The 22,737-nt window shown below is 71.9% G+C and carries 17 protein-coding genes, 2 pseudogenes and 1 CRISPR repeat array; of the genes and pseudogenes, 4 read left to right on the top strand and 15 right to left on the bottom strand.

Annotated features, from left to right (window positions below):
• Positions 1–113 precede the first annotated feature (113 nt).
• Positions 114–5,937: direct repeats of the CRISPR family, unit length 28 nt; unit sequence GTCGTCCCCGCACCCGCGGGGGTAGCTC.
• A 44-nt stretch (positions 5,938–5,981) separates the two neighbouring features.
• A pseudogene (locus tag ACZ56B_RS27475) lies at positions 5,982–6,289 on the bottom strand (transposase); the annotation flags it as partial.
• Between the two features lie 57 nt (positions 6,290–6,346).
• Between ACZ56B_RS27475 and ACZ56B_RS27470 the strand changes: the two are divergent.
• Positions 6,347–7,582, top strand: a complete 1,236-nt coding sequence (locus ACZ56B_RS27470; protein ID WP_468796158.1) for an IS701 family transposase — start codon at positions 6,347–6,349, stop codon at positions 7,580–7,582.
• A gap of 123 nt (positions 7,583–7,705) precedes the next feature.
• Here ACZ56B_RS27470 and ACZ56B_RS27465 read toward each other — a convergent pair.
• Positions 7,706–7,816: pseudogene (locus ACZ56B_RS27465) on the bottom strand (IS5/IS1182 family transposase); the annotation flags it as partial.
• Between the two features lie 185 nt (positions 7,817–8,001).
• Here ACZ56B_RS27465 and ACZ56B_RS27460 point away from each other — a divergent pair.
• Positions 8,002–8,187 (top strand): hypothetical protein, encoded by a 186-nt coding sequence (locus ACZ56B_RS27460; RefSeq protein WP_468796156.1) that lies wholly within the window; start codon positions 8,002–8,004, stop codon positions 8,185–8,187.
• Between the two features lie 666 nt (positions 8,188–8,853).
• Here ACZ56B_RS27460 and ACZ56B_RS27455 read toward each other — a convergent pair.
• A complete protein-coding gene (locus tag ACZ56B_RS27455) occupies positions 8,854–9,630 on the bottom strand; it encodes a hypothetical protein (RefSeq protein ID WP_468796154.1) in 777 nt (258 codons plus the stop codon).
• Positions 9,631–9,956: 326 nt separating this feature from the next.
• Between ACZ56B_RS27455 and ACZ56B_RS27450 the strand changes: the two genes are divergently transcribed.
• Together ACZ56B_RS27450 and ACZ56B_RS27445 are read left to right on the top strand one after the other, a co-directional pair.
• Positions 9,957–10,187, top strand: coding sequence for a hypothetical protein (locus ACZ56B_RS27450; protein ID WP_468796152.1), 231 nt, complete (start codon positions 9,957–9,959; stop codon positions 10,185–10,187).
• Positions 10,132–10,872 carry a hypothetical protein gene (locus ACZ56B_RS27445; protein WP_468796149.1) on the top strand — a complete coding sequence of 247 codons (741 nt, stop codon included), beginning with the start codon at positions 10,132–10,134 and terminating at the stop codon, positions 10,870–10,872. The genes ACZ56B_RS27450 and ACZ56B_RS27445 overlap by 56 nt, the downstream gene beginning before the upstream one ends.
• A 216-nt stretch (positions 10,873–11,088) precedes the next feature.
• Here ACZ56B_RS27445 and ACZ56B_RS27440 read toward each other — a convergent pair whose 3' ends face one another.
• From ACZ56B_RS27440 to ACZ56B_RS27385, 12 genes are read right to left on the bottom strand one after another with little or no spacing between them, the layout of a single operon-like run.
• Complete coding sequence (locus ACZ56B_RS27440; protein WP_468796146.1) at positions 11,089–14,550, bottom strand: LysM peptidoglycan-binding domain-containing protein; 3,462 nt, start codon at positions 14,548–14,550, stop codon at positions 11,089–11,091.
• An 8-nt stretch (positions 14,551–14,558) separates the two neighbouring features.
• A complete protein-coding gene (locus ACZ56B_RS27435) occupies positions 14,559–15,017 on the bottom strand; it encodes a pilus assembly protein TadG-related protein (protein WP_468796143.1) in 459 nt (152 codons plus the stop codon).
• Positions 15,017–15,484, bottom strand: a complete 468-nt coding sequence (locus tag ACZ56B_RS27430) for a TadE/TadG family type IV pilus assembly protein (protein WP_468796140.1) — start codon at positions 15,482–15,484, stop codon at positions 15,017–15,019. Before ACZ56B_RS27430 ends, ACZ56B_RS27435 begins: the two co-directional genes overlap by 1 nt.
• 5 nt (positions 15,485–15,489) lie before the next feature.
• Positions 15,490–15,915, bottom strand: coding sequence for a TadE/TadG family type IV pilus assembly protein (locus ACZ56B_RS27425; protein WP_468796137.1), 426 nt, complete (start codon positions 15,913–15,915; stop codon positions 15,490–15,492).
• Positions 15,915–16,130, bottom strand: coding sequence for a hypothetical protein (locus ACZ56B_RS27420; protein WP_468796134.1), 216 nt, complete (start codon positions 16,128–16,130; stop codon positions 15,915–15,917). Before ACZ56B_RS27420 ends, ACZ56B_RS27425 begins: the two co-directional genes overlap by 1 nt.
• 39 nt (positions 16,131–16,169) lie before the next feature.
• Positions 16,170–17,054, bottom strand: a complete 885-nt coding sequence (locus tag ACZ56B_RS27415) for a type II secretion system F family protein (protein ID WP_468796131.1) — start codon at positions 17,052–17,054, stop codon at positions 16,170–16,172.
• On the bottom strand, positions 17,051–18,004 hold the full coding sequence (locus tag ACZ56B_RS27410) for a type II secretion system F family protein (protein ID WP_468796128.1): 954 nt from the start codon (positions 18,002–18,004) through the stop codon (positions 17,051–17,053). The genes ACZ56B_RS27415 and ACZ56B_RS27410 overlap by 4 nt, the downstream gene beginning before the upstream one ends.
• A complete protein-coding gene (locus ACZ56B_RS27405) occupies positions 18,001–19,512 on the bottom strand; it encodes a CpaF family protein (protein WP_468796174.1) in 1,512 nt (503 codons plus the stop codon). Before ACZ56B_RS27405 ends, ACZ56B_RS27410 begins: the two co-directional genes overlap by 4 nt.
• Positions 19,502–20,326, bottom strand: coding sequence for a hypothetical protein (locus ACZ56B_RS27400; protein ID WP_468796125.1), 825 nt, complete (start codon positions 20,324–20,326; stop codon positions 19,502–19,504). The genes ACZ56B_RS27405 and ACZ56B_RS27400 overlap by 11 nt, the downstream gene beginning before the upstream one ends.
• On the bottom strand, positions 20,326–21,042 hold the full coding sequence (locus tag ACZ56B_RS27395; RefSeq protein WP_468796122.1) for an SAF domain-containing protein: 717 nt from the start codon (positions 21,040–21,042) through the stop codon (positions 20,326–20,328). Before ACZ56B_RS27395 ends, ACZ56B_RS27400 begins: the two co-directional genes overlap by 1 nt.
• A 19-nt stretch (positions 21,043–21,061) precedes the next feature.
• Positions 21,062–21,955 (bottom strand): ATP/GTP-binding protein, encoded by an 894-nt coding sequence (locus ACZ56B_RS27390; RefSeq protein WP_468796119.1) that lies wholly within the window; start codon positions 21,953–21,955, stop codon positions 21,062–21,064.
• Positions 21,949–22,551 (bottom strand): hypothetical protein, encoded by a 603-nt coding sequence (locus ACZ56B_RS27385; protein ID WP_468796116.1) that lies wholly within the window; start codon positions 22,549–22,551, stop codon positions 21,949–21,951. Before ACZ56B_RS27385 ends, ACZ56B_RS27390 begins: the two co-directional genes overlap by 7 nt.
• Between the last annotated feature and the right edge of the window lie 186 nt (positions 22,552–22,737).

The following is a 22,737-nucleotide window of genomic DNA, read 5'->3' as shown; positions in this document are numbered from 1 at the left end:
CGGGTGAAAAAAAAGTACCGGCCCCCCTGCACCACCCCGAGGGCCACAGGTTTTCGCCCCCCCACCCTCGGGGGCAGCCCCCCCCGCGGGTGCGGGGACGACGGACCGGATGCGTCGTCCCCGCACCCGCGGGGGTAGCTCCGAGGTTGGGGTTGGCGGGCACGGTCATGGGTGGTCGTCCCCGCACCCGCGGGGGTAGCTCGCGCCTCACCACCTGCGAGTTTGGAATCCGAACGTCGTCCCCGCACCCGCGGGGGTAGCTCCCTGCCCTGACCCCCGCTGTCCGATGCCAGTGCGTCGTCCCCGCACCCGCGGGGGTAGCTCCCAGGCCAGCCACTCCGGGATCGGCGAAGCCGCGTCGTCCCCGCACCCGCGGGGGTAGCTCCGCCCTGGAGATCGACGCGCCGCCGCACTCGGCGTCGTCCCCGCACCCGCGGGGGTAGCTCGGACTTCGGCATCCGCGGCTTCGTCCGGGCCTGGTCGTCCCCGCACCCGCGGGGGTAGCTCGACCGGCAGCAGCATCTCGCCCAGTGTCGTGGAGTCGTCCCCGCACCCGCGGGGGTAGCTCCCGAGCTGGAGCGCATCCTTCCGGCTCTGTCGCGTCGTCCCCGCACCCGCGGGGGTAGCTCGTGGTCCCACTCACCTCGGGAAAGTGGGACCATGTCGTCCCCGCACCCGCGGGGGTAGCTCACGCGCGTCTCCTCCATCACCTGATCAGGGCGAGTCGTCCCCGCACCCGCGGGGGTAGCTCCCTCGATCGTTTCCCGGACGCGGCGCTGTGCGTGTCGTCCCCGCATCCGCGGGGGTAGCTCGCCGCGGACCCTGGAGGACGGCCGCGTGGTCGTGTCGTCCCCGCACCCGCGGGGGTAGCTCCCTGCCTGCGGAGGAGAAGCGCGCCCTTGCGAGGTCGTCCCCGCACCCGCGGGGGTAGCTCCCGGACCTCGGTCTGCGTGTCCTCCGCGCCGGCGTCGTCCCCGCACCCGCGGGGGTAGCTCCGCCACGGGCGTCTTGGCGATGCCCTTGACCTTGTCGTCCCCGCACCCGCGGGGGTAGCTCCGTCCGCAGCGAGCTGGTGATGGTGGTGCGGATGTCGTCCCCGCACCCGCGGGGGTAGCTCCGACCCGGCCGCCGCGCCGACGAACCCGCCCGCGTCGTCCCCGCACCCGCGGGGGTAGCTCGCGCACACCCGATTTGGGAGGGAGCATCCATGGGTCGTCCCCGCACCCGCGGGGGTAGCTCGAGTGCATCGCTTCCGCGTCCCCGTCGGGCGGCGTCGTCCCCGCACCCGCGGGGGTAGCTCCCGTGGCCCGGATGCTCGATCCCGACGGGGCGGGGTCGTCCCCGCACCCGCGGGGGTAGCTCGGCGACGGAGACGACACCGGACACGTTGACGGTGTCGTCCCCGCACCCGCGGGGGTAGCTCTCCGAAGATCTTGGCCATGGTGTCCTCCTGCGGGTCGTCCCCGCACCCGCGGGGGTAGCTCCTGTGGTGGGTCAAGTGGGTGCCACGGGGCGGGGTCGTCCCCGCACCCGCGGGGGTAGCTCCTCCGAGCGGCTGGTGGTCCGGCGGTCCTATCGGTCGTCCCCGCACCCGCGGGGGTAGCTCGGGGAGCCGATCCGTCCGGCTCCCCTTCGTCTAGTCGTCCCCGCACCCGCGGGGGTAGCTCCCTGGACGATTCGTCTACCGCAGAACCCCCCACGTCGTCCCCGCACCCGCGGGGGTAGCTCTGTAGATCTGGTGGACGCCCAACTCGCCGACCGGTCGTCCCCGCACCCGCGGGGGTAGCTCCCGGACATGGTCCATCGCAGCGAGGTGCAGCAGGTCGTCCCCGCACCCGCGGGGGTAGCTCCCGGACCGCGGTGACGGCGCTCAAGGGCGGCATGTCGTCCCCGCACCCGCGGGGGTAGCTCACCGTCCTGGTCCCTCAGCCGGGCGTGCATGACGTCGTCCCCGCACCCGCGGGGGTAGCTCGACGGCCACCGAGGCAAGGGTGTCGCCTCCCACGTCGTCCCCGCACCCGCGGGGGTAGCTCTTACCTCTTGGCTGACACCGACCCCGAGGGCGAGTCGTCCCCGCACCCGCGGGGGTAGCTCCCTCATGACGGACGTCGACACCAGCGGACAGCCGTCGTCCCCGCACCCGCGGGGGTAGCTCGCGGGAGTTCCCCGACTGGGTGTCGCCGATGGAGTCGTCCCCGCACCCGCGGGGGTAGCTCGGGTTGGCACGCGCACGAACTGCCCATGCCGGGGTCGTCCCCGCACCCGCGGGGGTAGCTCGGACCTGTGCACCTCAGCCGCGTTCGGCAGGGTGTCGTCCCCGCACCCGCGGGGGTAGCTCCTTCTTGAGGACCGACGAGACGGACTCTACGACGTCGTCCCCGCACCCGCGGGGGTAGCTCGCGATCCGCCGCTTCGCCAACGGGCTGGAAGTAGTCGTCCCCGCACCCGCGGGGGTAGCTCCCGGATCTTCCTCGTCGTCTCCGACGACGGCACGTCGTCCCCGCACCCGCGGGGGTAGCTCGGTGACGGCGCAGTCGTCCGCGCCACACGGCTCGTCGTCCCCGCACCCGCGGGGGTAGCTCGGCCCGCACGTGCGCCGACTGCGGCGACCCGTTGTCGTCCCCGCACCCGCGGGGGTAGCTCCTGCGCGACCGCCTCCGGGACGCTCACCGTGTCGTCGTCCCCGCACCCGCGGGGGTAGCTCGAGGGAGCAGGAGGTTGGTAGTGATGAGCCGGCGTCGTCCCCGCACCCGCGGGGGTAGCTCGACCACGCGGCTCTTGCCGGTGACGTCGATGGTGTCGTCCCCGCACCCGCGGGGGTAGCTCCGCGGGCGGTCCCACTCAGCACACCCTTTTGCAGTCGTCCCCGCACCCGCGGGGGTAGCTTCTCCGGCATCGGCAGATACCCGGCGGCCGCTCCGTCGTCCCCGCACCCGCGGGGGTAGCTCTCCGTTAGCTACAGCGACCGCGTATGCGCTGTCGTCGTCCCCGCACCCGCGGGGGTAGCTCGCGTCTCCAGAGCGTCACGAACCTTTAGGTCAAGTCGTCCCCGCACCCGCGGGGGTAGCTCGGTGAGGCTGGACAGGGTGCCGCCGGTGATGTCGGCGTCCCCGCACCCGCGGGGGTAGCTCGTGGTCATGTTCACTGAGTCGATGAGCGACGCCGTCGTCCCCGCACCCGCGGGGGTAGCTCCTGGGCCCACGGCAAGGCCAACCCCCGGCCGGCGTCGTCCCCGCACCCGCGGGGGTAGCTCCCGTTCGGCCCGAGTACGACGAGGCTGGCCTGGGTCGTCCCCGCACCCGCGGGGGTAGCTCGTGGCGCGCCACGTCGGCGTACCCCGCCCCGCTGTCGTCCCCGCACCCGCGGGGGTAGCTCCAGGCCGGCGGGCTCCGGGTCCTCGAGCCGGCGGTCGTCCCCGCACCCGCGGGGGTAGCTCCCTGCGCGTGTGCCCGTCGTACCGGCCGGGTGGGTCGTCCCCGCACCCGCGGGGGTAGCTCCGTGTCCTCTCCGATCTCTCGGAGGATCTTCGCGTCGTCCCCGCACCCGCGGGGGTAGCTCGCGCGCGACCTCTTCACCGCGTGGACCACGTGGGTCGTCCCCGCACCCGCGGGGGTAGCTCGCACTTGACGGCTGAGGTTGGAGGGGTCAACGTGTCGTCCCCGCACCCGCGGGGGTAGCTCCTGCGGAGGCGTTGACCCCGACACCTGCCTGACGTCGTCCCCGCACCCGCGGGGGTAGCTCCTGCCGGGCCCGGCTCGTTCCCGACGAGGAGTTGTCGTCCCCGCACCCGCGGGGGTAGCTCGGGCACGGCGATCAGCCCGGACGGGCGCCTGGTGTCGTCCCCGCACCCGCGGGGGTAGCTCCATCACCGCCAGGCTGCAGGCGCAGCTCGGCGCGTCGTCCCCGCACCCGCGGGGGTAGCTCTGCCTCGAACGCTTTGACCTCTGCCTCTGTCGTGTCGTCCCCGCACCCGCGGGGGTAGCTCGCACCACCCGACCGCCGTCACCGGGCGGGAGTGGTCGTCCCCGCACCCGCGGGGGTAGCTCCTGATCAGGGACGGCGAGCTGCGCCCAGGGGACGTCGTCCCCGCACCCGCGGGGGTAGCTCCCTCACCGACCTCGCCTACGGCGTCGACCGCATGTCGTCCCCGCACCCGCGGGGGTAGCTCGGAATATGGCAAGTCTCGCCTGGTACGAAAAGGGTCGTCCCCGCACCCGCGGGGGTAGCTCGACGACCCCGACGTCGTCCAGGCCCGCGCCGAAGTCGTCCCCGCACCCGCGGGGGTAGCTCGGCGCGCGGTATCTCGGTGTGGGACGGCCGCCAGTCGTCCCCGCACCCGCGGGGGTAGCTCTCGCAAGCCCGCGATCCACGATCCCGAGCCGCAGTCGTCCCCGCACCCGCGGGGGTAGCTCGGACAGCAGCCGCGCCACCTCCTGGGTGACGTTGTCGTCCCCGCACCCGCGGGGGTAGCTCCCCCGCCTCCGCCCTGTGCGCCGCCCTCGACCAGTCGTCCCCGCACCCGCGGGGGTAGCTCCGGCCGCGGCGACGCGCGCGGATGCGCAATGGGGTCGTCCCCGCACCCGCGGGGGTAGCTCGAGAGGTCCCCGTGACCACATCATCCCAGATCCGTCGTCCCCGCACCCGCGGGGGTAGCTCGTCGTCCCTCCTCTCGGCGCCGCGCGGCCGGCGGTCGTCCCCGCACCCGCGGGGGTAGCTCGGTCGAGCAGGACACCGACCCAAGGACTGAGAGGTCTTCCCCGCACCCGCGGGGGTAGCTCGTTGTTTGGGCCGATGGGCACCCGATCACCACGGTCGTCCCCGCACCCGCGGGGGTAGCTCGAGGTGTGACCGCTCGGCTCGGCCGGGACGCGGGTCTTCCCCGCACCCGCGGGGGTAGCTCCCTCCGGACCCTCACTCGCCGCCGCCCGCATGGGTCGTCCCCGCACCCGCGGGGGTAGCTCCTGAGATGGCGACTCCGATCAACCCCGCGACCCGTCGTCCCCGCACCCGCGGGGGTAGCTCCCACCATCGCCCCTGGCGGTCGACGGCGAAGTCGTCGTCCCCGCACCCGCGGGGGTAGCTCCAGCCAGAAGTGGTGGAACGCCTGGTCCAGCGCGTCGTCCCCGCACCCGCGGGGGTAGCTCGTCGGCGACCTCGCGGTTCTTCGGGCGGTACCCGTCGTCCCCGCACCCGCGGGGGTAGCTCGCTCAGACATGAGCGGACCCCGTTCCTTACTTGGTCGTCCCCGCACCCGCGGGGGTAGCTCCCCGGCGACGCGGGCCCGGTTGCGGGCCCGGATGTCGTCCCCGCACCCGCGGGGGCAGCTCCCGAACCGGAGTGTGACCTATGCCCGACATCCCGTCGTCCCCGCACCCGCGGGGGTAGCTCGACCCGCCGCGTACGGTCCTGGGCCATGAGCGAGTTGTCCCCGCACCCGCGGGGGTAGCTCGACGGCGGTGACCGCGGCGGTGGCGATCTGCTGGTTGTCCCCGCACCCGCGGGGGTAGCTCGGTCATCGACCGGCCCAACGGCGCCCGCGACATGTCGTCCCCGCACCCGCGGGGGTAGCTCGTGGAGTCTTGCTAAACCCCAGCCCTTTGCTCTGTCGTCCCCGCACCCGCGGGGGCAGCTCCGAGACTCCGGCCCTATCCACGACACCGTGTGAGTCGTCCCCGCACCCGCGGGGGTAGCTCGAGCGTTCAGGATGCGGAGGCGGGCAAGGTGCCGTCGTCCCCGCACCTGCGGGGGTAGCTCCGTCTGGGCGGCCGGCATGGGGGCGTACTCGCCGTCGTCCCCGCACCCGCGGGGGTAGCTCCCTGCACCTCCTCGCCGCACAGCGTGGCGGTGAGTCGGCCCCGCACCCGCGGAGGTAGCTCCGAGACCAGGCGCGAGCCTTGCGCGTCGCGCAGGTTGTTCCCGCACCCGTGGGGGTAGCTCCATCCTCTCCCTCCACCGCCCGTGCACAGGTCTGTCGTCCCCTGGACGCCGCGGGAAGCGAGCCATCGGCGCAGGTACCGGTATCCGTAGCCCTTGTCTCCGTGCAGCTTGCCGGGGCGCCGGCGTCGCGGGCCGCGGTGGGAGCAGATGGGCGGGATGCCGCGGACCAGAGGGATGAGGGCCTGGCTGTCGTGGAGGTTGGCGGCGGAGATGCCGACCGACAGGAGCAGGCCGCGGCGGTCGGTGCTGAGGTGAATTTTCGATCCCTTCTTGCCGTGTTTGGTCGGATGCGGTCCGGTCGGCTGCCTCCTTTGAGGACCCTCACGCTGACGGAGCCGATCGTGCAGCGCGACTAGTAGTGCTTCGTTACATTGGGTGATCTTTGCTGGTGGTGGGCATCCTCTCCGGTATGAGGCTGGGGGAGGTGGAACGGCTCCGGGGCGAGTTATCGGGGTTCGTTGCCGATGTGTTCGGGTCGCTGCCGCGGCGGGATCAGCGGCGGTGGGGCGAGTGTTATCTGCGGGGCCTGATGCTGGACGGCCGGCACAAGTCGATCCAGCCGATGGCCGAGCGGCTGCCGGACGGGAACATGCAGGCCCTGCAGCAGTTCGTGAGCCAGTCGCCGTGGGATCCGCTGCCGGTGCGGCGGCGGATCGCTCAGCGGCTGTCCGAGGCGATCACGCCCGAGGTGTGGGTGATCGACGATGTGTCGTTTCCCAAGTGCGGCACCGCCTCGGTCGGGGTGGCCCGTCAGTACTGCGGGGCGGTCGGCAAACGGGCGAACTGCCAGGTCGCGGTCAGCGTCCACGCCGCCACTGACACCGCGTCCTGCCCGCTGGACTGGCAGTTGTATCTGCCGCGCGAGTGGACGGACGAGCCGGACCGGTGCCGCCGGGCCGGAGTCCCCGACGACGTGGTGCACCAGGAGAAGTGGCGTCTGGCGCTCGGCCTGCTCGATGTGCTCGCCGCCTGGCGATTGAAGGCGCCGGTGGTGGTCGCCGATGCTGGCTACGGCGTCAGCACCCCGTTCCGGACCGGCCTCGAGGAACGGGGGCTGTCCTACGTCCTCGCCCTGACCGGGAAGGAGGTCGCCCACCTGCAGGAGGCCGAACCGCACCGGCCCGCTTATGGCGGGCTTGGACCGCCCACGCTGCCCCGCTACCGCACCCCACCACGAGCCGTCGCTGTCCTCGCGGTCGAGTCCGGCGCCGGCCGGTTCACCGAGGTGACCTGGCGCCACGGCAGCAAGGGCGTGATGACCTCACGGTTCGCGGTGCTGGCCGTGCGGCCCGCGGGCAAGCAGTCCCTGGCCGCCACCCAGGAGGCGGGCGGCGGCCGCAATCGGTGGGACGGCGTCCTGCCCACCCGCACCGTGCTGGTGGAATGGCCGAACGGCCAGGACGCTCCGACCGGCTACTGGATATCGAACCTGCCCGCCACCACACCGATCGCCGACCTGGTGCGGTGGGCGAAGATGCGTTGGCGCATCGAGCACGACTACCGCGAACTCAAGCACGGTCTGGGCCTGGACCACTTCGAGGGCCGCACCTGGCGCGGCTGGCACCACCACGTCACCCTCGTCACCGCCGCCCAGGCCTTTCTCACCCTGCGGCGGCTTGACCCAAAAGCCCTGATGCCGGCCTGACCCTCTACCAGGTCCTGGACGTCCTCCAGGACCTGCTGAGGTGCTGGACCGGCACCTGCGCCACCTGCGGCCGACCCCTCACCACCAGCAGAACCAGATCCAGAACCTAACGAAGCACTACTAGTCCAGCTTGCTTTGGGAACCGAGTTCGTCCAGGACCAGGCGGTGAAGCTTGGCCCGCACCCGGGCTTCGGTCCACTCGGTGAACCGTCGGAAGGCCGTCACGCCCGCCAGCTGGCAAACGCCGCCCGCAGCTTTCTCATGACCATCACCCACCGGTAAGAGGCCCACATGACCGAGACCACCATCACCCCCACCGGGCACGCCGGCGTGGACGGCCCGGAGCGGTCTGGTGTTGACCTCGCGCGGGTCGCGCTGCCCGCGAGGCTGCCTGCAAGCGCGGCGACAGTGAGGCCCGGATGCCACGCCGCCGCACCCAGCGTGCCGTAAAGCGCGGCGGCCGTGAGCCGACCGGGTTCACCGCCGTGCTCCAGGGCCTGATGGCGGAGCGGGCCTGGGCGATCCTCGCCGCCGGTGGCAGTGTGCTGGACTACTGGCCGAACATCGCGGCCATCATCTCTCCCCAGCTGCCCGACCACGTTTAGGCCGTCGGGTTCCCCCGGTCAGCGGGCAGCTGGACCTGCGCCCCGACTCACTTGCCTACGTCACCCAGTTACGGTTGATCAGCACCCGGATCGTCGCCACGGCGAACAGCGTGGTCGGCGCCGACGCCGTACGCGCTGTCCGGGTCCTGGCCGTCGGTGCCGTGCCCGCGCACCGCGAGGCGGAGATCGCGCCGGGGACCGCAGCCGCACCCCAAGCGGCGGTAACCACCCGCACTACGGTCTTGCGGGCTATCAACAGGCGATGGTCGCGCACCGGGCCGTAGCTCCCGCCAGGCAGGCAGACCCGGGGACCGCGGAAGCGGTGGAGTGGCAGATCCAGGCAATGCGTGAGCTGAGCCGACGGGCATTTACGGAGCCGGACACATCCTCCGATGGCCAGTCGGCCCCGCTCGAGGCGGTCCCTGGCCAGCGCCGTGACTCCGAAACCCCCCGCGCCCTGATGCTGTGCCGGGCCCGGACGAAGCGTAATCGTGCTCGGATGGACGGTACCGACACTGAGGAATAGAGGGCGATGAGCCTGTTCGGGAAGGCCCGGGTGCTGCTCGCGCAGGGCATGGGACTGGACGTCCCGCCGGCGTCGGCACCGCTCGCGGTGTCGCGGGTCTGATCTCATGCGCGAAGGGCCCTCCCCGCTGCGCTTGGGTTCTAACGGTCGTCGATGACGATGCGGACGGGTGTTCCGTCGCCGCGATGGGGTCGGTCGATAATCTTTTGTACGACGATGGTGATCTTGCCGTGGACGTGGGCGGCGATGGCTCGGGTGACGGGGCTGTCGGCGGTGTGGTGGACGTGGTCGAGGCTGGTGATGGCGGCTACGAGGCTGGGGCCGGAGAAGCGCACCTGGACGAACCCGTCGTCGTCCTGGACTTTGCCGGGGATGTGGAAGTGCTGCTCTCGTCCGGCGGTCTGGATGAGGAAGGCCCAGGTGTCGCGGTGCGCCTCGACGGTGGCGTGGGCGATGCCAGCGGCAGCGCGGAGGATGTCCGGATCGGGCCCGGATGCGGGTTCGGCGTGCGACTCCGGTTCGGGCGCGGGTTCGGGTGCCAGATGCTCGGCCGGCTGCTGCTCGGGGGCGGCGGCGGGCTCCTCCCTGGCCACTTGCACCTCCTGCGCCGGGGGCGGCGTCTCGCAGAGTCGAGTGTCCGGCTGGCCAATAGCGCTGCGGATGGAGACAAGCTCGCTGCCGATTTTGGCGAGGTGTCCGTTGGCGACGTCGCTGGTGCGACCGAGTGCTTCGCGGGCGACGGCCCGGATCTCGGCGAGACCGCTGGTGATCGCTGCGGTGGCGTCCTGCCGAGCCTGGTCGATCATGTGCTGCTGGTCGGCGACCTGCTGCTTGACGGCGGCAAGGTCGGTGGTGAGTTTCCCGAGCTGCTCGAGGATCTGCTGAATCTGAGCCCTGTCTCCACTGCCGAATGGCACGCTTTCCACCTTGCGGTCACTAGTGACCTTGAAAGGGTGGAGTCGTGGCTACTTGTCGACAAGGATGCAATCCAGCCAGTAAGAGTAGAAATGGCTACTGTCGCGACGACCCGCCTTCGCTCGCTGGAGCGTCACCCGGCTGGCGCAGTGGGTTCTGAGTTCGCTCCTGTGCTGGTATTCACGGCTTGACCTGCGCGTCCATTCGCCGTCTTGCGGGTATCTACCAGGTGGGCTTCACTCGGTCGGATGCTGCTCCTGCGGGGCGCCCGACTGGATGTCAGTCGCTACTGCTTGACTGGCAGTCAGCAACGAACTGGGGGTTCGCTATGACGACGGTGATCCACAAGACGCCTCAGCAGTTACGCGAGCAGAGAGCCAGCCTGCTCGCCGAGGTCGGCATGTCCTACGAGCAGCTTCGCGATCGGGCTGAAATGTACAGCTTGTCGATGGATGAGCTGGACGTGTGGCACACCATCGAAGGGATCGACTACCTTCTCGACGGTGAATGCCGAGGGGATGTCGCGACTCGACGAGCTGGCGACCGAGTTCGCGGATGATCTGACTGCCTTAACGCGGGGCGTCCTTGGCGAGGACGCCCCGCGTTTCGCTGCCCTGAACATGGGGGCACGCGTTCGGGTTTCGCCGATATCGGCGGACGAGCGGGAGCTACGCATCCCGATCTCGATCAACGATGAGCCAGTCCTGAGCTTACGGGCCCGCTACTTTTGCTGCTGGGACGGCAGCAGCACGTTCCTTGCTACGGATCAGGCGGATATCCACCTGCATTATGCAGGGATCCCTGATCCGTTGATCCGCTTCGAGTACGTGCGGAACAGCAAGGAGCCGCCGGGGGCGCACATCCAAGTTCATGCGCATCGGGACGAGATGGCGTATCTGCTGCGCCTGGCTGATGCTGGCAGGCCCCGGCAGGGTCTCAGGCGGCGGAAGTTGCCGCGCTTGTCGGAGATACATTTCCCCGTTGGTGGGCATCGGATGCGGCCGGCACTGGAGGATGTGCTGCTGTTCATGAAGCGGGAGTTCGCGATCACGACGGCGCCGGGGTGGCGGGCGGTGATCGATGAGCGGCTGCGGAACTGGCGGGAGATCCAGTTGATGTCAGCGGTCCGTGACGCGCCCGAGGCTGCGGCGGAAGCGTTGCGGGCGCTGGGGTACACGGTGCAGCCGCCAACCGTGATCCGGCCGCGGGTTGCTGATGAGGACGTCAAGCTGTACTGGCCGTAGGAGCTTGCTGGTGTGAGCACATGTCAGTGCCCCGCGTCCCGGGTTGAGGTGCGGTGCGTCGTCGTGCGCACTGGTCAGGGACGGGTGCTCAATCCAGCACGGACGCTCCGAGCTCGGCTGTAGGCCCGGCGCTTCAGCATGCGGCGCGTCTAACCGCATCTCCTGGGTGACGGGCGCGGCTCACGGCCAGGGTCCGCCGCGCCCCTGACGTCTTGTCTACAGGGCATTGTGCTCCGTCGTGTGCGGGCCGTTGAGCAGGTCGTTGATGAGTTGTTCGGTTTCTGGTTCGGGGGAGCAGTCCAGGGCCCGGTTGATCTGCTGGATGCGGGAGATGGCGGTGTGCAGCCCCGACCGGTTTCCGACGGCGGCCTCGAGCCGGAGCCAGTCCCGGTAGATCAGTTCTGCCGCGTCGTCCACCTCCAGCCCGGTCGCCACGGCCTGCCGGGCCGCGTGAAGGTCCTGGTGCGGGCCGGCGGGGGTGCGGTGGGCGGCCACGGTGTGGGCGACGTCGATGATCCGGGTGGTCATTTCCTGGGCGAGGGGCTCGGCCCACGGCAAGGGCTTGCCCCCGAACGGCCTGCCGCGCACCAGCGTGAGCGCCTTCTCCAAGTCCGGCAGCCCCGCGGGTCCCAGCGGCAGGGCGCGTTCGGCGAGGTGGAGGAAGCGGGTCCAGTCGCAGCGCACAGCGGGGGCCAGGCGGTAGGGGTCGTCGCCGGTGCTGCGGCGCGGGACGTAGGGCCGGCCGTCGGGGTCGTTGCCGAGACAGCGGCGCAGGCCCTGCAGGCGGGCGTTGAGGGTGCTGGTCGACCAGGGGCTGAGGGGGTCCATGGCCTCGCACAGCACGTCCGCGTGGCGGCCGGGCCGGAAGTACAGCAGTGCCGCCAGCTGCGCCATCCGCGGGCCGTGGCCGCTGCTGTCCACCCCCGTGACCTCGACCGGTCCCAGGATCCGGATCTCCGGGGCGTGCGGGTCGTGGGTGGCACCGGTGCCGGCGTCCGGTGCCTTGCTCCCCTTGCCGGAGTGCTCGTCGTCCGGCCCGGCCGCCGCTGCCGCAGGCACGGCCGCTGGGTCCGGGTCCTGCCCGGAGCGGCCGCCCTGGTCCTGGAGCGGCTCGTCCGGGGAGGGCCCGTCGGCGGTGGGCGGCAGGCGCAGGCCGGCCGGGTCGGTGGAGGCGGCGAGCAGGGCGGGGAAGACCTCCTCCCGTACTTTTGCTGCCTTCGGCGAGGCGGCCGGCGCGGGCTCGCTCGTGGCCGCCGGCTCTTCCGCCGGAGCCGCCGGCTCCTTTGTTGCGGGCGGCTCGGGCCGGCGGGTTTCGGGCTCATCCGGTACCTCCTGCCAGGCCCCTTCGGCCGGGTGGGCCGGCTGCCCCGACACTTTCAGTGCGGTGGTGATCTGCTGGTAGGCGGCGTGTTCCAGGCGCTGCACCGTGACGTCGCAGCCCGCGTAGTCGAGGCGCTGGGGAGTGTTGAGCGAGGCGTTGAGGAGTTCCGCCTGGGGGAAGTGCACGGCGGCCGTGCTCGCCGGGGCGACCAGGGCGACCGGTACCGTGTCGGCTTTGTCGATGACGTCGGCGGACTGCCGGGCCGTGTCCGCGTCCAGTGTCGCCGCGCACAGCAGCAGGTAGGGCTGGCGGGAGGTCTCGGGCATCTGGTGGGCTTCCAGCAGCCGCTCGCTCAGGTCCCGCAGGGCGTGCTGGGGCTGGCGCATGTGGACGATGCGGGTGGTGGGCAGCAGCTGCGGCAGATCCTCACCGAACCCGATGACCACGACCTCTGCCTCGGCCGCCCAGGGGCTCATGCCGAGCTCCAGAGCCAGCGAGGTGCACACCTCGGTGAGGTGGACCGGGTTGCCGTCCAGCAGCAGCGCGGGCAGGTGGGCGAGGTTTAGCAGCACAAGGTCGCCGTCCTCGGTGCTGCCGATGGTGACCAGGGCCGGATACGGCGCCGGCACCTCGTGGGCGTCCCGCTCGCCGAGCAGGTCCGCGTCGGCGGGCAGGGTCCACCAGCCGTCCTCCCCGGACACGAAGGGCGCCGGCGGGTCCTGCGTGAGGTCCGCGGGCAGCACCTGCAGGGTGCGGGCGCCGATCCGTGCGGCGCGCAGCTGAGGCAGCGGCGCGTCGTCTTCGCGCCGGGCCACCTGGTGGGCCAGGGTGCGCAGCGCCAGGTCCAGGCGGGCGGCCCCCTCGGGTTCGGCGGCGGCCGCCAGCTTGGCCTCTGCGGTCGAGGTCTGCGGGGCGATGGCGATCTTCTCGCCGGACCCGCGGCGGCGGCGCTGCAGCGTGCGGCGCAGGGCCAGCGCACCGGTGATGGCGGCGGCCAGGAGCGCACCGGCCCCCAGCACCCTGCGCAGGCTCAGCGGGCTGCCGGCCGGGGCCGGCGCGGGGGGCTCGGCGGCCGCCGGGGCGGGAGAAGAGCCGGCGGAGCCGGAGGGCCTGGCCGGCGTCGGCGGCGTGGCGGAAGGGGAGGTGCCGGAGTTCTGCTCAGGCGTCACCCCCGGGGCTCCCGCATCCCGGCTGGGCTGCCGGCTGGGGGCGGCCACGGACGACTCCGGTGCGGGCGTCGTGGTCCGGCCCGGTGCGGGCGGACGCGCCTGGCCTTCTGCACGGTCGGTGTCGGGCTGCTGTTCGTCCTGCGGTGCCGGGGTGGCCGCGGGAGCGGAGGGTTTGCCGCCTGCCTCGCCGGAGGGGGCGCTGTCGCGGCGGTCGGCCGACGGGGTGTGTTCTTCCCCGTCCGGTGTCCGGGCCTGGGGCACGGTGATCTGCTGCCCGGCGTAGATCGTGTCCGGGTCGGTGAGGGCGGGCAGGCCGTCCGGCTGCGGCTTGCCCCGGCTGGCGTCGAACAGTTCCGGCCACTGGTCGGCGTCGCCCAGCTCCCGCTCGGCGATCTTCGACAGGTAGTCGCCCTCGTGCACCGTGACCACACGCTCGCTCTCGCCCGGGGCGGTGGATGCCTGGCCCGCGAGCTGGATGTGAGGCCCGCCGGCCGCCGCAGCGGTCTCGGGCAGCTGCAGCTGCCAGCCCGGCTGCAGGAAGCTGCTGGAGGTGAACGTCTGGCCGTCGGGCATGGTGCGGCCCTCGTTCAGGGCGGCGATCTCTCGCCACCGCTCGCCGTCGCCCAGTTCCCGCTCGGCGATGCTCCACAGACTCTCGGCCGGCCGCAGGTCCCGCACGGTGTACGCGTGAGGGGCCGGCGCGCTCGAGGCGGAGGGCCGGTCGGCTTCAGGGGCCGTGGGGGCTTGGGCCTGGCCCGGCGTGCGGGCGGCGGAGGCGGACGGTGCGGCCTGTGCCTCGGAGGCCAGGGCCGAGCTGGTGGGCAGCAGCACCAGGATACTGCCGATCAGTGCGGCCGCCGCCCGTTGCGAGGAACCCAGCCCGCAGGGGGCGTGCCAGGTGCGGCCCCGCACCTGAGCGATCAGCTCGCGCACGGTACAGAAGGTGAACTGGGCCCACCCGATCCAGCCGGCCACGAGCAGCAGTACCAGGAACGCGGCGCCGGTGTCCTGTCGGTCCAGCAGATGCGTCAGGTCGTCGTGGCCGGCGTCCCAGATCGCCGGGGTCGCCCAGGCCAGCAGCAGCGGCAGCCCGGCGACCGCGCCGGCCAGGGCAAGCAGGCTCAGCAGGCCCTTGAGCACCCGGGCCAGGGTGCGGCCTGCCGTGGGGGAGGCATGCGTGGTGCGCATCGGGTCCCTTACTCGGGGGTGGTGACGCCGTGCAGCAGCGTCGCTTTGCCGCGGCCGGTCACCGGCATGGAGCCGATCCCGACCACGGGCAGGAACTTGGTGTCGTAGGAGCTGGTGACGTGGACGGTGAGCGTCTTGCCGTCGCCGGAGACGCTGACCGTGCCGGTGGCACCGGCGGACCGTAGATAGGCCTGGGCCGCGGCGACGGCGTCCTGCGGCGCGACGATGACGGCCTCGCCGCTGATGGCCTTGGCCGGGTCGATGGCCTGCCCGCCGGCCCGGGCCGCCTCCCCGGCGATGTGGTCGGCCCGCTCAACGGCGCGCACCTTGCCGCCGCCGTCGACGGCGACGCCGATGATGCCGAGCAGCGCCACCACGCACACCGCCACGAACACGGTGACACCGCCACGGTCGCCGAAGACATGCGGGCCCCGGTGCAGGCGCTTGCGGAGGTGCTGGGGGTTCATCACGCCCCCCGCTGCCGGTACCGGTCCACGACCGAGGTCGCGGTCGACGTCAGGGTGCGGGCTCCGGGGAGGCCGGGCAGCAGCAGATCCGCCAGGCTGACCGTGCACGAGATGCTCACCGTGACGGTGCCGACCTGCCCGGCCGGCACGCTGAGCCCGCCGGTGTCGATGCTGACGCTGCTGGAGGCGCATGTGATGCCCTGGTCGTTCAGGGACTCGGCGGCCGCGGCCTGGGCGGCGGCCTGCGCGGAGGCCGCGGTGCGGTGGATGGACGCCTCCCGCGCCGCGTCTTCCGCCGCCGCGTCGATCTTCGCGCCGGAGGTGACGATGCGCCCGCCGGCGAGCGCCAGGCACACGAACATGATCAGCGGTGGGGCGATGAGGGCCGCCTCGATGGCGACACTGCCCTCGTCGCGGCTGAGCCTGCCGGCCCAACGAGCCCTCCAGGACACAGGTTTCCTCGACACGGTCTTCACTCTCCCGGCACCGTCCAGCGCTCCACCGGCCCGGACGCCGACTGCTTGATCGTCAAACCGGCAATGCCCGGGATCATCGACTGCGCGGTGCCGGTGACCTGGACGCGGACCCGTTCACCGGTGCTGCCGGCCGTGACGCTGACCGAGCGCAGGCTGTCCCCGGCCGTGCGGCCCAGCACCTCGCGGGCCCGGGCCGCACCGTCGGCGGGGGAGGCCTGGTAGGCGCGGGCCGCGGCGACTCCCTCGCGGGCAGCGGTCAGGGCGATCTGCCGCGCGTAGTACCACATGGACGCCTGGATGACGGCGATCGCGGCGAGCAGCACGACCGGGTAGACGATCGCCATCTGGATCGCGGCGTCCCCGCGGTCGTCGGCCCACCGCCGCCCACGCCACCACCTGTTGAGGCGAGCGCGGTTCAGCATCAGATCCCGCTCAGGTTTCCGTTGTACTTGGAGATGACCGCGGCGATCGTGCCTGCGATCACCAGAGCCCCGGTGACGGCGGCGACCCAGATGATGACCGTGGTGATGGAGATGTCGCCGCGGTCCGGGCGCTGCCGCAGCTCGGTCAGGCTCTCCTCCAGCCGCGCGGCCAGCCGGCGCGCCCCGCGGTGGAAACGGACGGCGGTGTACTTCACGATGATCTCCTCCTGCAAGAGCCAGTAGGGGGTTCGAGGTCAGACGGTGAGCATGCGGATCACCGCGGGGAAGGCCATCAGCAGCATGACCAGCACCGCGAGCAGGGCGCCGGGGGCGGTCATCTTCTCGCTGGCGGCGTTGGCCTCGGCGGCCTGGCTTGCCAGCAGCTCGGCGTTCAGGGCGGCGGTGCGGGCCCGCAGCGCCTTGTAGACGGCGGCGCCGTCGGTGGCCGAGCCGCGCATGATGTCGGCGACGTCGTCCAGCGCGGGCAGGTCGTACTCCTCGGCGAGGTCCGTCAGGGCCTGATAGGGCGGGATCTTCTCCAGCCGGGCCCGGCGCAGCGCACTTTGCAGATACACAAAGGGCCAGCCCTGGCCGGCGGCGGCCGCCTTCTCCAGGGCTTCGGTGGGGCCGGCGTCCGCGGCGCGCTTGAGCGCCATCAGGTCCAGATAGGCGACCAGGGCGTGGGCGAACTCCTCGCGGGCCCGCTTGGCCTGGTCGCGCACCGCGAGATCGGGGGTGACGAACAGCAGGGCGGCGATCGTCAGCCCGACCACGGCGGGTAGGTAGAAGGGCAGTGAGATACCCGCGATGAGCCACGGAAGGGTGACCAGCACGGGACAGACCAGGCCGAGCGCGGCGAGCGCGGCCTTCTTCAGCATGAACTGGCCCGGGCCCTGGCCCAGCAGCGCCAGATTCTTGGCCGGTACCCGCACCCCGGGCAGGCGCTCGAGCCGGGCCAGCAGCCACCGGCCCCACGCCTCGTCCCGGTCCAGGTCCGGCTCGGGCATGGTCAGCGCACCGGGGGAGGTGCGCTGCAGCGCCGCGGCCAGGGCGGGCTGTGGACGCAGCATCTCCCGTACCAGCAGGGCCAGGCCGGCGCCGACCGTGCCGCCGGTGAGCACCACGGGAAGCAGGTTCACGAGCTGACTCCTTCCGGCGCACGCTCGGCCGCCAGCTCGACGGAAGCAGCAGGGGCGGGGGCCGGCAGGCGGACGGTGCTGCGGGCGTCGGCGATCAGGAAGCGCGGGATGCGGCGGAAGGCGCCCAGCTGCCGCATCAGGGCGAGGGTGGCGACGAACCCGGCCGTCAAAAAGCCCAGCACGAGCTGCCCGAGCAGGGTGGAGTAGGGGGCCGTGTAGGAGGGGACGAAGAACCCCGCGACCACGACACCGACGGTGATGAGGGTCATCCACCGCACCGTGGTGCGCGGCTTGGCCCGGTCGGCTTCGATGCCGCGTTTCTTGGCGACCTCCTCGCGGACCGTGCCCGCCAGGTCCTCCAGCGCCTGGGCCAGGCCCGGGCCGCGGTCGTTGACGGACAGGATCAGCGCGGCGGTCACCTTGTCGGCGGTGACGTCGTCGAGTTCGTCGGCGAAGGCGCGCAGCGCCTCCTCCGGCCGCCACCCCAGGCGCAGCCGGTCCGACAGGCCCGTGATCTGCGCGGCGAGCGCGTCCGGCGCCCCCTTCCGGCTGGTGATCATCGCCTGCTCCAGGCCCATGCCCAGGCGCAGCAGACCGGCCAGCCGCTGGGTCCACTCGCTCAAGGCCTCCAGCTGTCCGATGCGGCCCGCCGCGACCTGCGCCGGGGTGATCAGCCAGGGCACCCCGATGACGGCCGCCCCCAGCAGGGCGCCGCCCACGAAGTTCCCCGAGGCCAGCCACACCCCCGCGAACACCACCGCGGCCGCCGCCGCCAGCGCCCGGCGCCGCATCCGCGCATCCGCGCTCTGCTCCGGTCCGTCGCCAAGGGCCCGCCACCGCTGCCACAGGGAGGCCCGGCGTGGCGCGGTCGTCCCCACGATGCCGGTGACGACACCGATCAGTCCGCCCATCACGGCCATGCCGCTCAGCAGGGCCAGCCACAGGGTCATCGGCTCGCCTCCACCAGCAGCGGCAGCGGTTTTTTCCACAGCCCCTGGCGGTGCTGCAGCAGGGTGGAGTCGAAGCCGGCGCGGCGCAGGTCGTCGATGCAGCCGGGGTCCATCTGCGGCACCGCCCGCACCTCGCCGAACTCCGCACCGGGGGCGAAGATCTCGTTTGTGGCCGGCCGTCCGCTCTCGCCGATCCCGGTGACCTCCAGAACGTGGGAGACGTAGCGGTGCCGGCGGCCGCCGATCTGCGTCTCGTCCGTCATGGAGACGTAGACGATGAAGTCCAGGCCGTTGGCGATCTGCCGGTAGGCGAGCTGCTCGGACAGGTTCTCCTGTGCCAGCGCATACAGCTCGGCGATCCGGTCGAAGACGATGTCGGGCCGCCGCGCGTGGATGGTGCACAGGTTGCCGCCGGCCCCGTTGGTCAGCGCCTGCATCATCGCCACGACCTCGGGGCCGCGGACCTCGCCGACGACGATCCGCTCCAGCGACATCCGCAGCGCCGGATGCATCAGATCCAGCAGTGTCACCTCGCCCGCGCCGCGGCCGGTGGCGTCCTTCTCCCCGTTGGACTCCCGCGCCACCAGCGAGACGACCTGTCGGTGGTAGCCGCCGGCGTGGGCGAACAGTTCGTCCTCGGTCTGGATGGTGGCGAACCGGCACTCCGGGTCGAACTCCCGCAGCATCGCCCGCAGCAGCGTGGTCTTGCCGGCCTTCTGCTTGCCCGCGATCATCACGTTCTTCTCGGCGCGCACGCACGCGCCCAGGAACTCGCGCAGGACCGGGTCGATGGTACCCAGCTGCACCAGGTCGTCCAGATCGGCGTGGGAGACGCGGTGGCGGCGGATGACCGCATACGTCGTCGGTCCCAGCCCGGTGATGGCCTGCAGACGGGAGCCGTCCTGCAGCGACAGGGCGAGGGTGGGACTGGCGGTGGAGATCGTGCGCTCGGCCAGCCCGGAGTCGCGGGCCAGCTCGCGCAGCAGCTCCAGCAGCTCCTCCTCGGAGTCGGCGATCGGGCCGACCATCTTGCGCTCGCCGTCGCCGTAGTCGAGCCACACCTCGCCCGGGCCCTGGATGAAGATGTCCTCGACCCGCTCATCATCCAGATACGGCTGCAACCGGCCCGCCCGGTACAGCAGGTCATACACCGCCCGGCGCAGCGCGTCCTCCTCCTGCGCCGTGGTGCTCACACCGCGCTCCATGCCCTGAGCGTGCGCCCACAGCGCCACGGCCTCGTTGATCCAGTTCAGGCAGTGCTGCTCCTCACCGGCCCGGTCCACCGAGGGGTCCTTCTTCACCAGGTCCTCGCGCTGCCGGGCGACCTGGGTGGCGATGTGCCGGGCCACCCGGTAGTCCACCGTCGTCTGCGGCACCGCACTACCGAGCGGCTGCACGCTGGAGGCAGCCCCCGCAGGAGCGCCGGCTGCCTGGCGGGGCCGGGCATGCCGGGGCGGCCCGGGCGGCGGTGCCACGGTGGGATCAGCGTGCAAAGGCCTACCCCGCAGCACGGGGCACCTCCCCTCCGGCCGGCGTGCGTGGTGCCAGGCGCGAGCGGCGCAGGACCACCTGCTGCACGAGCAGGGAACCGGCCGTACGGGCCGTCTTCATCAGCGCCGACCTGGTGAAGTGCCGGGGCTGCTCCGCACCGTCCGACAGCACCACCGCGTCCCTGGGCGCGTACGGCAGCGTCGCCACCACCGGAACCTGCAGCACCCGCTGCACCTCACCGGCCGCATAAGGACCTTCGTCGATCATCAGCAGGCCCACGTCACCGACCCGTTCCTGAAGTGCCTGCACACGGGCCTGGGCGGCCTGCAGGCAGCGCAGAGTGTTGCGGACCACCACCACGACCGCGTCGGCCTGCTCCGCCAGCACCGCGGAGGGGCCCACGGCTCCGCTGCGTCCCAGGTCGATCAGGACGTCGTGGTCGTAGTCGGCATCGATGCCGCGGAACGTCACCGCCAGTGCCTTCCACACCGGCGCCAGGCCCGCGGCCTCCGCCGGATCGGTGATCCCTGGCAGCAGCAGCCGGTCCCGTGGCGAGTCCTTCTTGCCGTCCTCGCTGCTCAGGTCGATCAGCTGCCGCCAGAACGCCTCACCGAACTCGTTCTTGCGGGCGGCGATGGACAGGTTGCGCAGCCCGTAGCGGTCACCGAGTGCGCCCTGCAGCAGCCCGTGCAGCACGGCACCGCCGTCCGGGTCACACTCGGCCAGGATCATCTTGCGGCCCGGCTCCAGCGGCCAGGACAGCAGCAGAGCCAGAGCACTCGTGGTCACACCGGGCGCACCGCGGCACCCGGCCAGCGCGATCACACTCATCAGCGCCCGTCCGGAGCATCGAGAACCATGCGCAGCGCGCCGGCCGACACCCACGCGGCCGCCTTCGGGCCGTCGTCGGTGACGGTGGCCACGTCGACGACCACGATGCCGGTACCCGGGGCGGCCCTGGACGCCTTCACCACCCGCCCGGCGATGGTCTCCTGGGCACGGTCCGACGGCTTGTCCTCGCCTTTGACGCTCGTCGCTCCCTGCGCGGGGACGTGCACCAGTTGCACCTTCTGCCCCGGCACCAGAGCGGTCGCCGGCACCTGATCGGGTTTCAGCCCGATCGGTACCAGCTGCTCACCCGGCTTGACCAGTGAATCCTTCGTCACCTGCGACGGCGACAGCAGCGAGCCCGGCTTCAGCTCCACCGCGGCCCGCTTGCCCACGACCGACTCCAGGTCATCGGCGCGCACGGCCTTGACCGCCGGGTCCAGGGCGACGGACGCCTTGCCCAGGTCCTGCTCGGTGAGGACCTGGCCGACCTGGACGTCGCGCACCACGGTCACCACCGGCGTGCGGTTGCCGACCTGCAGAAGCAGGACAGCGGCACCAGCGCCACCGGCTGCGATCAATGCCAGCGACAGAGCGATCACGCCGGGCCTGCGCCGGCGGGCGGACACCCGAGGCGGCGCCACCGGGCCCGCCACCGGCCGCTGCGAAGACACCCCGTTCGCGGGGGGCGTGCCGATACGTTCTGTGGTCTTGCTCAACGTCATGTCCTTCCGGCGGCTACCTGACGACCTGCACTTCACCGATGGCCACCTGCACATCCGACTGCCGGATCTCCGTGAGCCGGCCGGCTGCTCCACCGCCCTGCCAGTCGATCGTCCATGTCGAGGTGGCGGTGACCGCGTACTTCCCGCCCGGTGCACCGGCCGACGTCGTGGAGTAGACATGGCCGCAGGTCGGCGACTCCGCCATGCCCGCCGAACCGTTGTAAGGGGTGCCGGGGCCGGTGCACGTCACCGTGGAGCCGTCCCCCATCCGCCAGTCGATCCTCGACACCTTGGCGACGGCCGTGACCGTCACACCGCCCGCCGACGCCGACGCCGTGTTGGGCCCATAGGTCGTCGCGCTCTGGTTGACCCACAGCCACATCGGCACGCCGACCGTGTACTTCCCCGCCGGCCGGGGACTGGCGATGTCGGGGCCGAGCAGCGTCATCTTGTCCACGGCCTGCTGGGCCAGTACGGCCGGATCGACAGCGGCTTCCCCGGGCGGCTCGGCCAGCCACACCATGCGGACGATGGTGTCGCCGCTGTCATTCCACCGGCAGGTCTCCTCATAGACCGCGCCGTCGCCGGGCTCGTGCCCTTCCCATTCCAAACTGCCGGCAGGCGGCTGCGGATCTGCCAGCTCATAGGTGCAGTTGGTCAGGTCGGTGGCCTTGCCGCCGCCTGCCCCGCCTCCTGCGCTCCCGCCGCCACTGCCCGCTGCGGTGCCGCTGGCACCGCTGCCTTGACCGCCGGCCTGGCCGGGGACATCCACCTCGACCTGGCAGGTGTACATCCCGCATGTGGTGCTGCCGCTGCCTTTCGGTCCTTCATCGGCGACCGCGACCGTTGGCATGGATAAAGCAGTGAGAAGGCACGCCGCCGCGGCGGTGACGCGGCGGGTCAGCATGGTTTGCCCTGAGGTTCGTCACGAATGACACGCCAGCCCTCGGGCCACTTCTCGAGCGTGCTGACGATCAGGTACTTGGTCAGCCGGTTACTGGGAAGGGTGACCGGCTTCTCGGTGTCGGCATCGACGGTCTGCCACTGAGAGATGTCCAGGCAGCTGGAGACGGTGGCGTTCGGGATCTTTCCCGTGGTGTCGTACTTGGTGACGGCCGGGTCGGTGACACGGACGTCACCGATGTTGATGAGCCCACGGTCATGGGTGCGCTTGGCGTCAGCCGTAGCGTTCTTCAAGGCGGCCGAGGCGGCGTACTGCTTGAGGTCCGCACCAGCACCGCTCCGGCCGGCGTACAGCTTCTCCATCTCCTGCCAGTAGCCCTGGTAGGTGGCGATCACTTCCTTCTTCGCGGCTTCTGCCGGGTCCACGGAGACGGCCGGCGACGGCACCGGTGCGGACGAGGTCTCAGCTGGCGCTTTACCGTCGTTGTCAGATGAGCACGCGGACAACGTGAGCACAACGCTCAGCGCGGCGGCGGCAGCGGCCCGGTTCCGCATGCGAACGGCAGCGGACTGCAGCGGGCGTGGTTGCGGGCGTATCACGTTCTCTCCATGTCCTGGTCCAGGTGGTTTGAGAGAGCAGCGGCCGTGGCTGCCGGGCGTGACAGCGATGGCGCCCACCTCGCGGTCACTGATCTCAGCGCGGCAGCACCCAACTCGCGTATCAGCTTCAACGCGTCCCAGGTCTCATCGCCGGCGGTGATGCAAGTGCCGCCAGCCCCTGACGCG

The organism is Streptomyces sp. NPDC034670 (genome assembly GCF_055574875.1).
Note: the sequence above shows the minus strand (reverse complement) of the source record. Positions and strands in the feature narration are given on the sequence as shown.

What these genes read in the sequence shown, in the direction of transcription:
- ACZ56B_RS27400 (WP_468796125.1), bottom strand. Translation starts at nt 20,326, where the DNA reads ATGAGTGTGATCGCGCTGGCCGGGTGCCGCGGTGCGCCCGGTGTGACC.
- ACZ56B_RS27425 (WP_468796137.1), bottom strand. Translation starts at nt 15,915, where the DNA reads ATGCTGAACCGCGCTCGCCTCAACAGGTGGTGGCGTGGGCGGCGGTGG.
- ACZ56B_RS27390 (WP_468796119.1), bottom strand. Translation starts at nt 21,955, where the DNA reads ATGCTGACCCGCCGCGTCACCGCCGCGGCGGCGTGCCTTCTCACTGCT.
- ACZ56B_RS27440 (WP_468796146.1), bottom strand. Translation starts at nt 14,550, where the DNA reads ATGCGCACCACGCATGCCTCCCCCACGGCAGGCCGCACCCTGGCCCGG.
- ACZ56B_RS27470 (WP_468796158.1), top strand. Translation starts at nt 6,347, where the DNA reads ATGAGGCTGGGGGAGGTGGAACGGCTCCGGGGCGAGTTATCGGGGTTC.
- ACZ56B_RS27410 (WP_468796128.1), bottom strand. Translation starts at nt 18,004, where the DNA reads ATGACCCTGTGGCTGGCCCTGCTGAGCGGCATGGCCGTGATGGGCGGA.
- ACZ56B_RS27435 (WP_468796143.1), bottom strand. Translation starts at nt 15,017, where the DNA reads ATGAACCCCCAGCACCTCCGCAAGCGCCTGCACCGGGGCCCGCATGTC.
- ACZ56B_RS27450 (WP_468796152.1), top strand. Translation starts at nt 9,957, where the DNA reads ATGACGACGGTGATCCACAAGACGCCTCAGCAGTTACGCGAGCAGAGA.
- ACZ56B_RS27460 (WP_468796156.1), top strand. Translation starts at nt 8,002, where the DNA reads ATGCCACGCCGCCGCACCCAGCGTGCCGTAAAGCGCGGCGGCCGTGAG.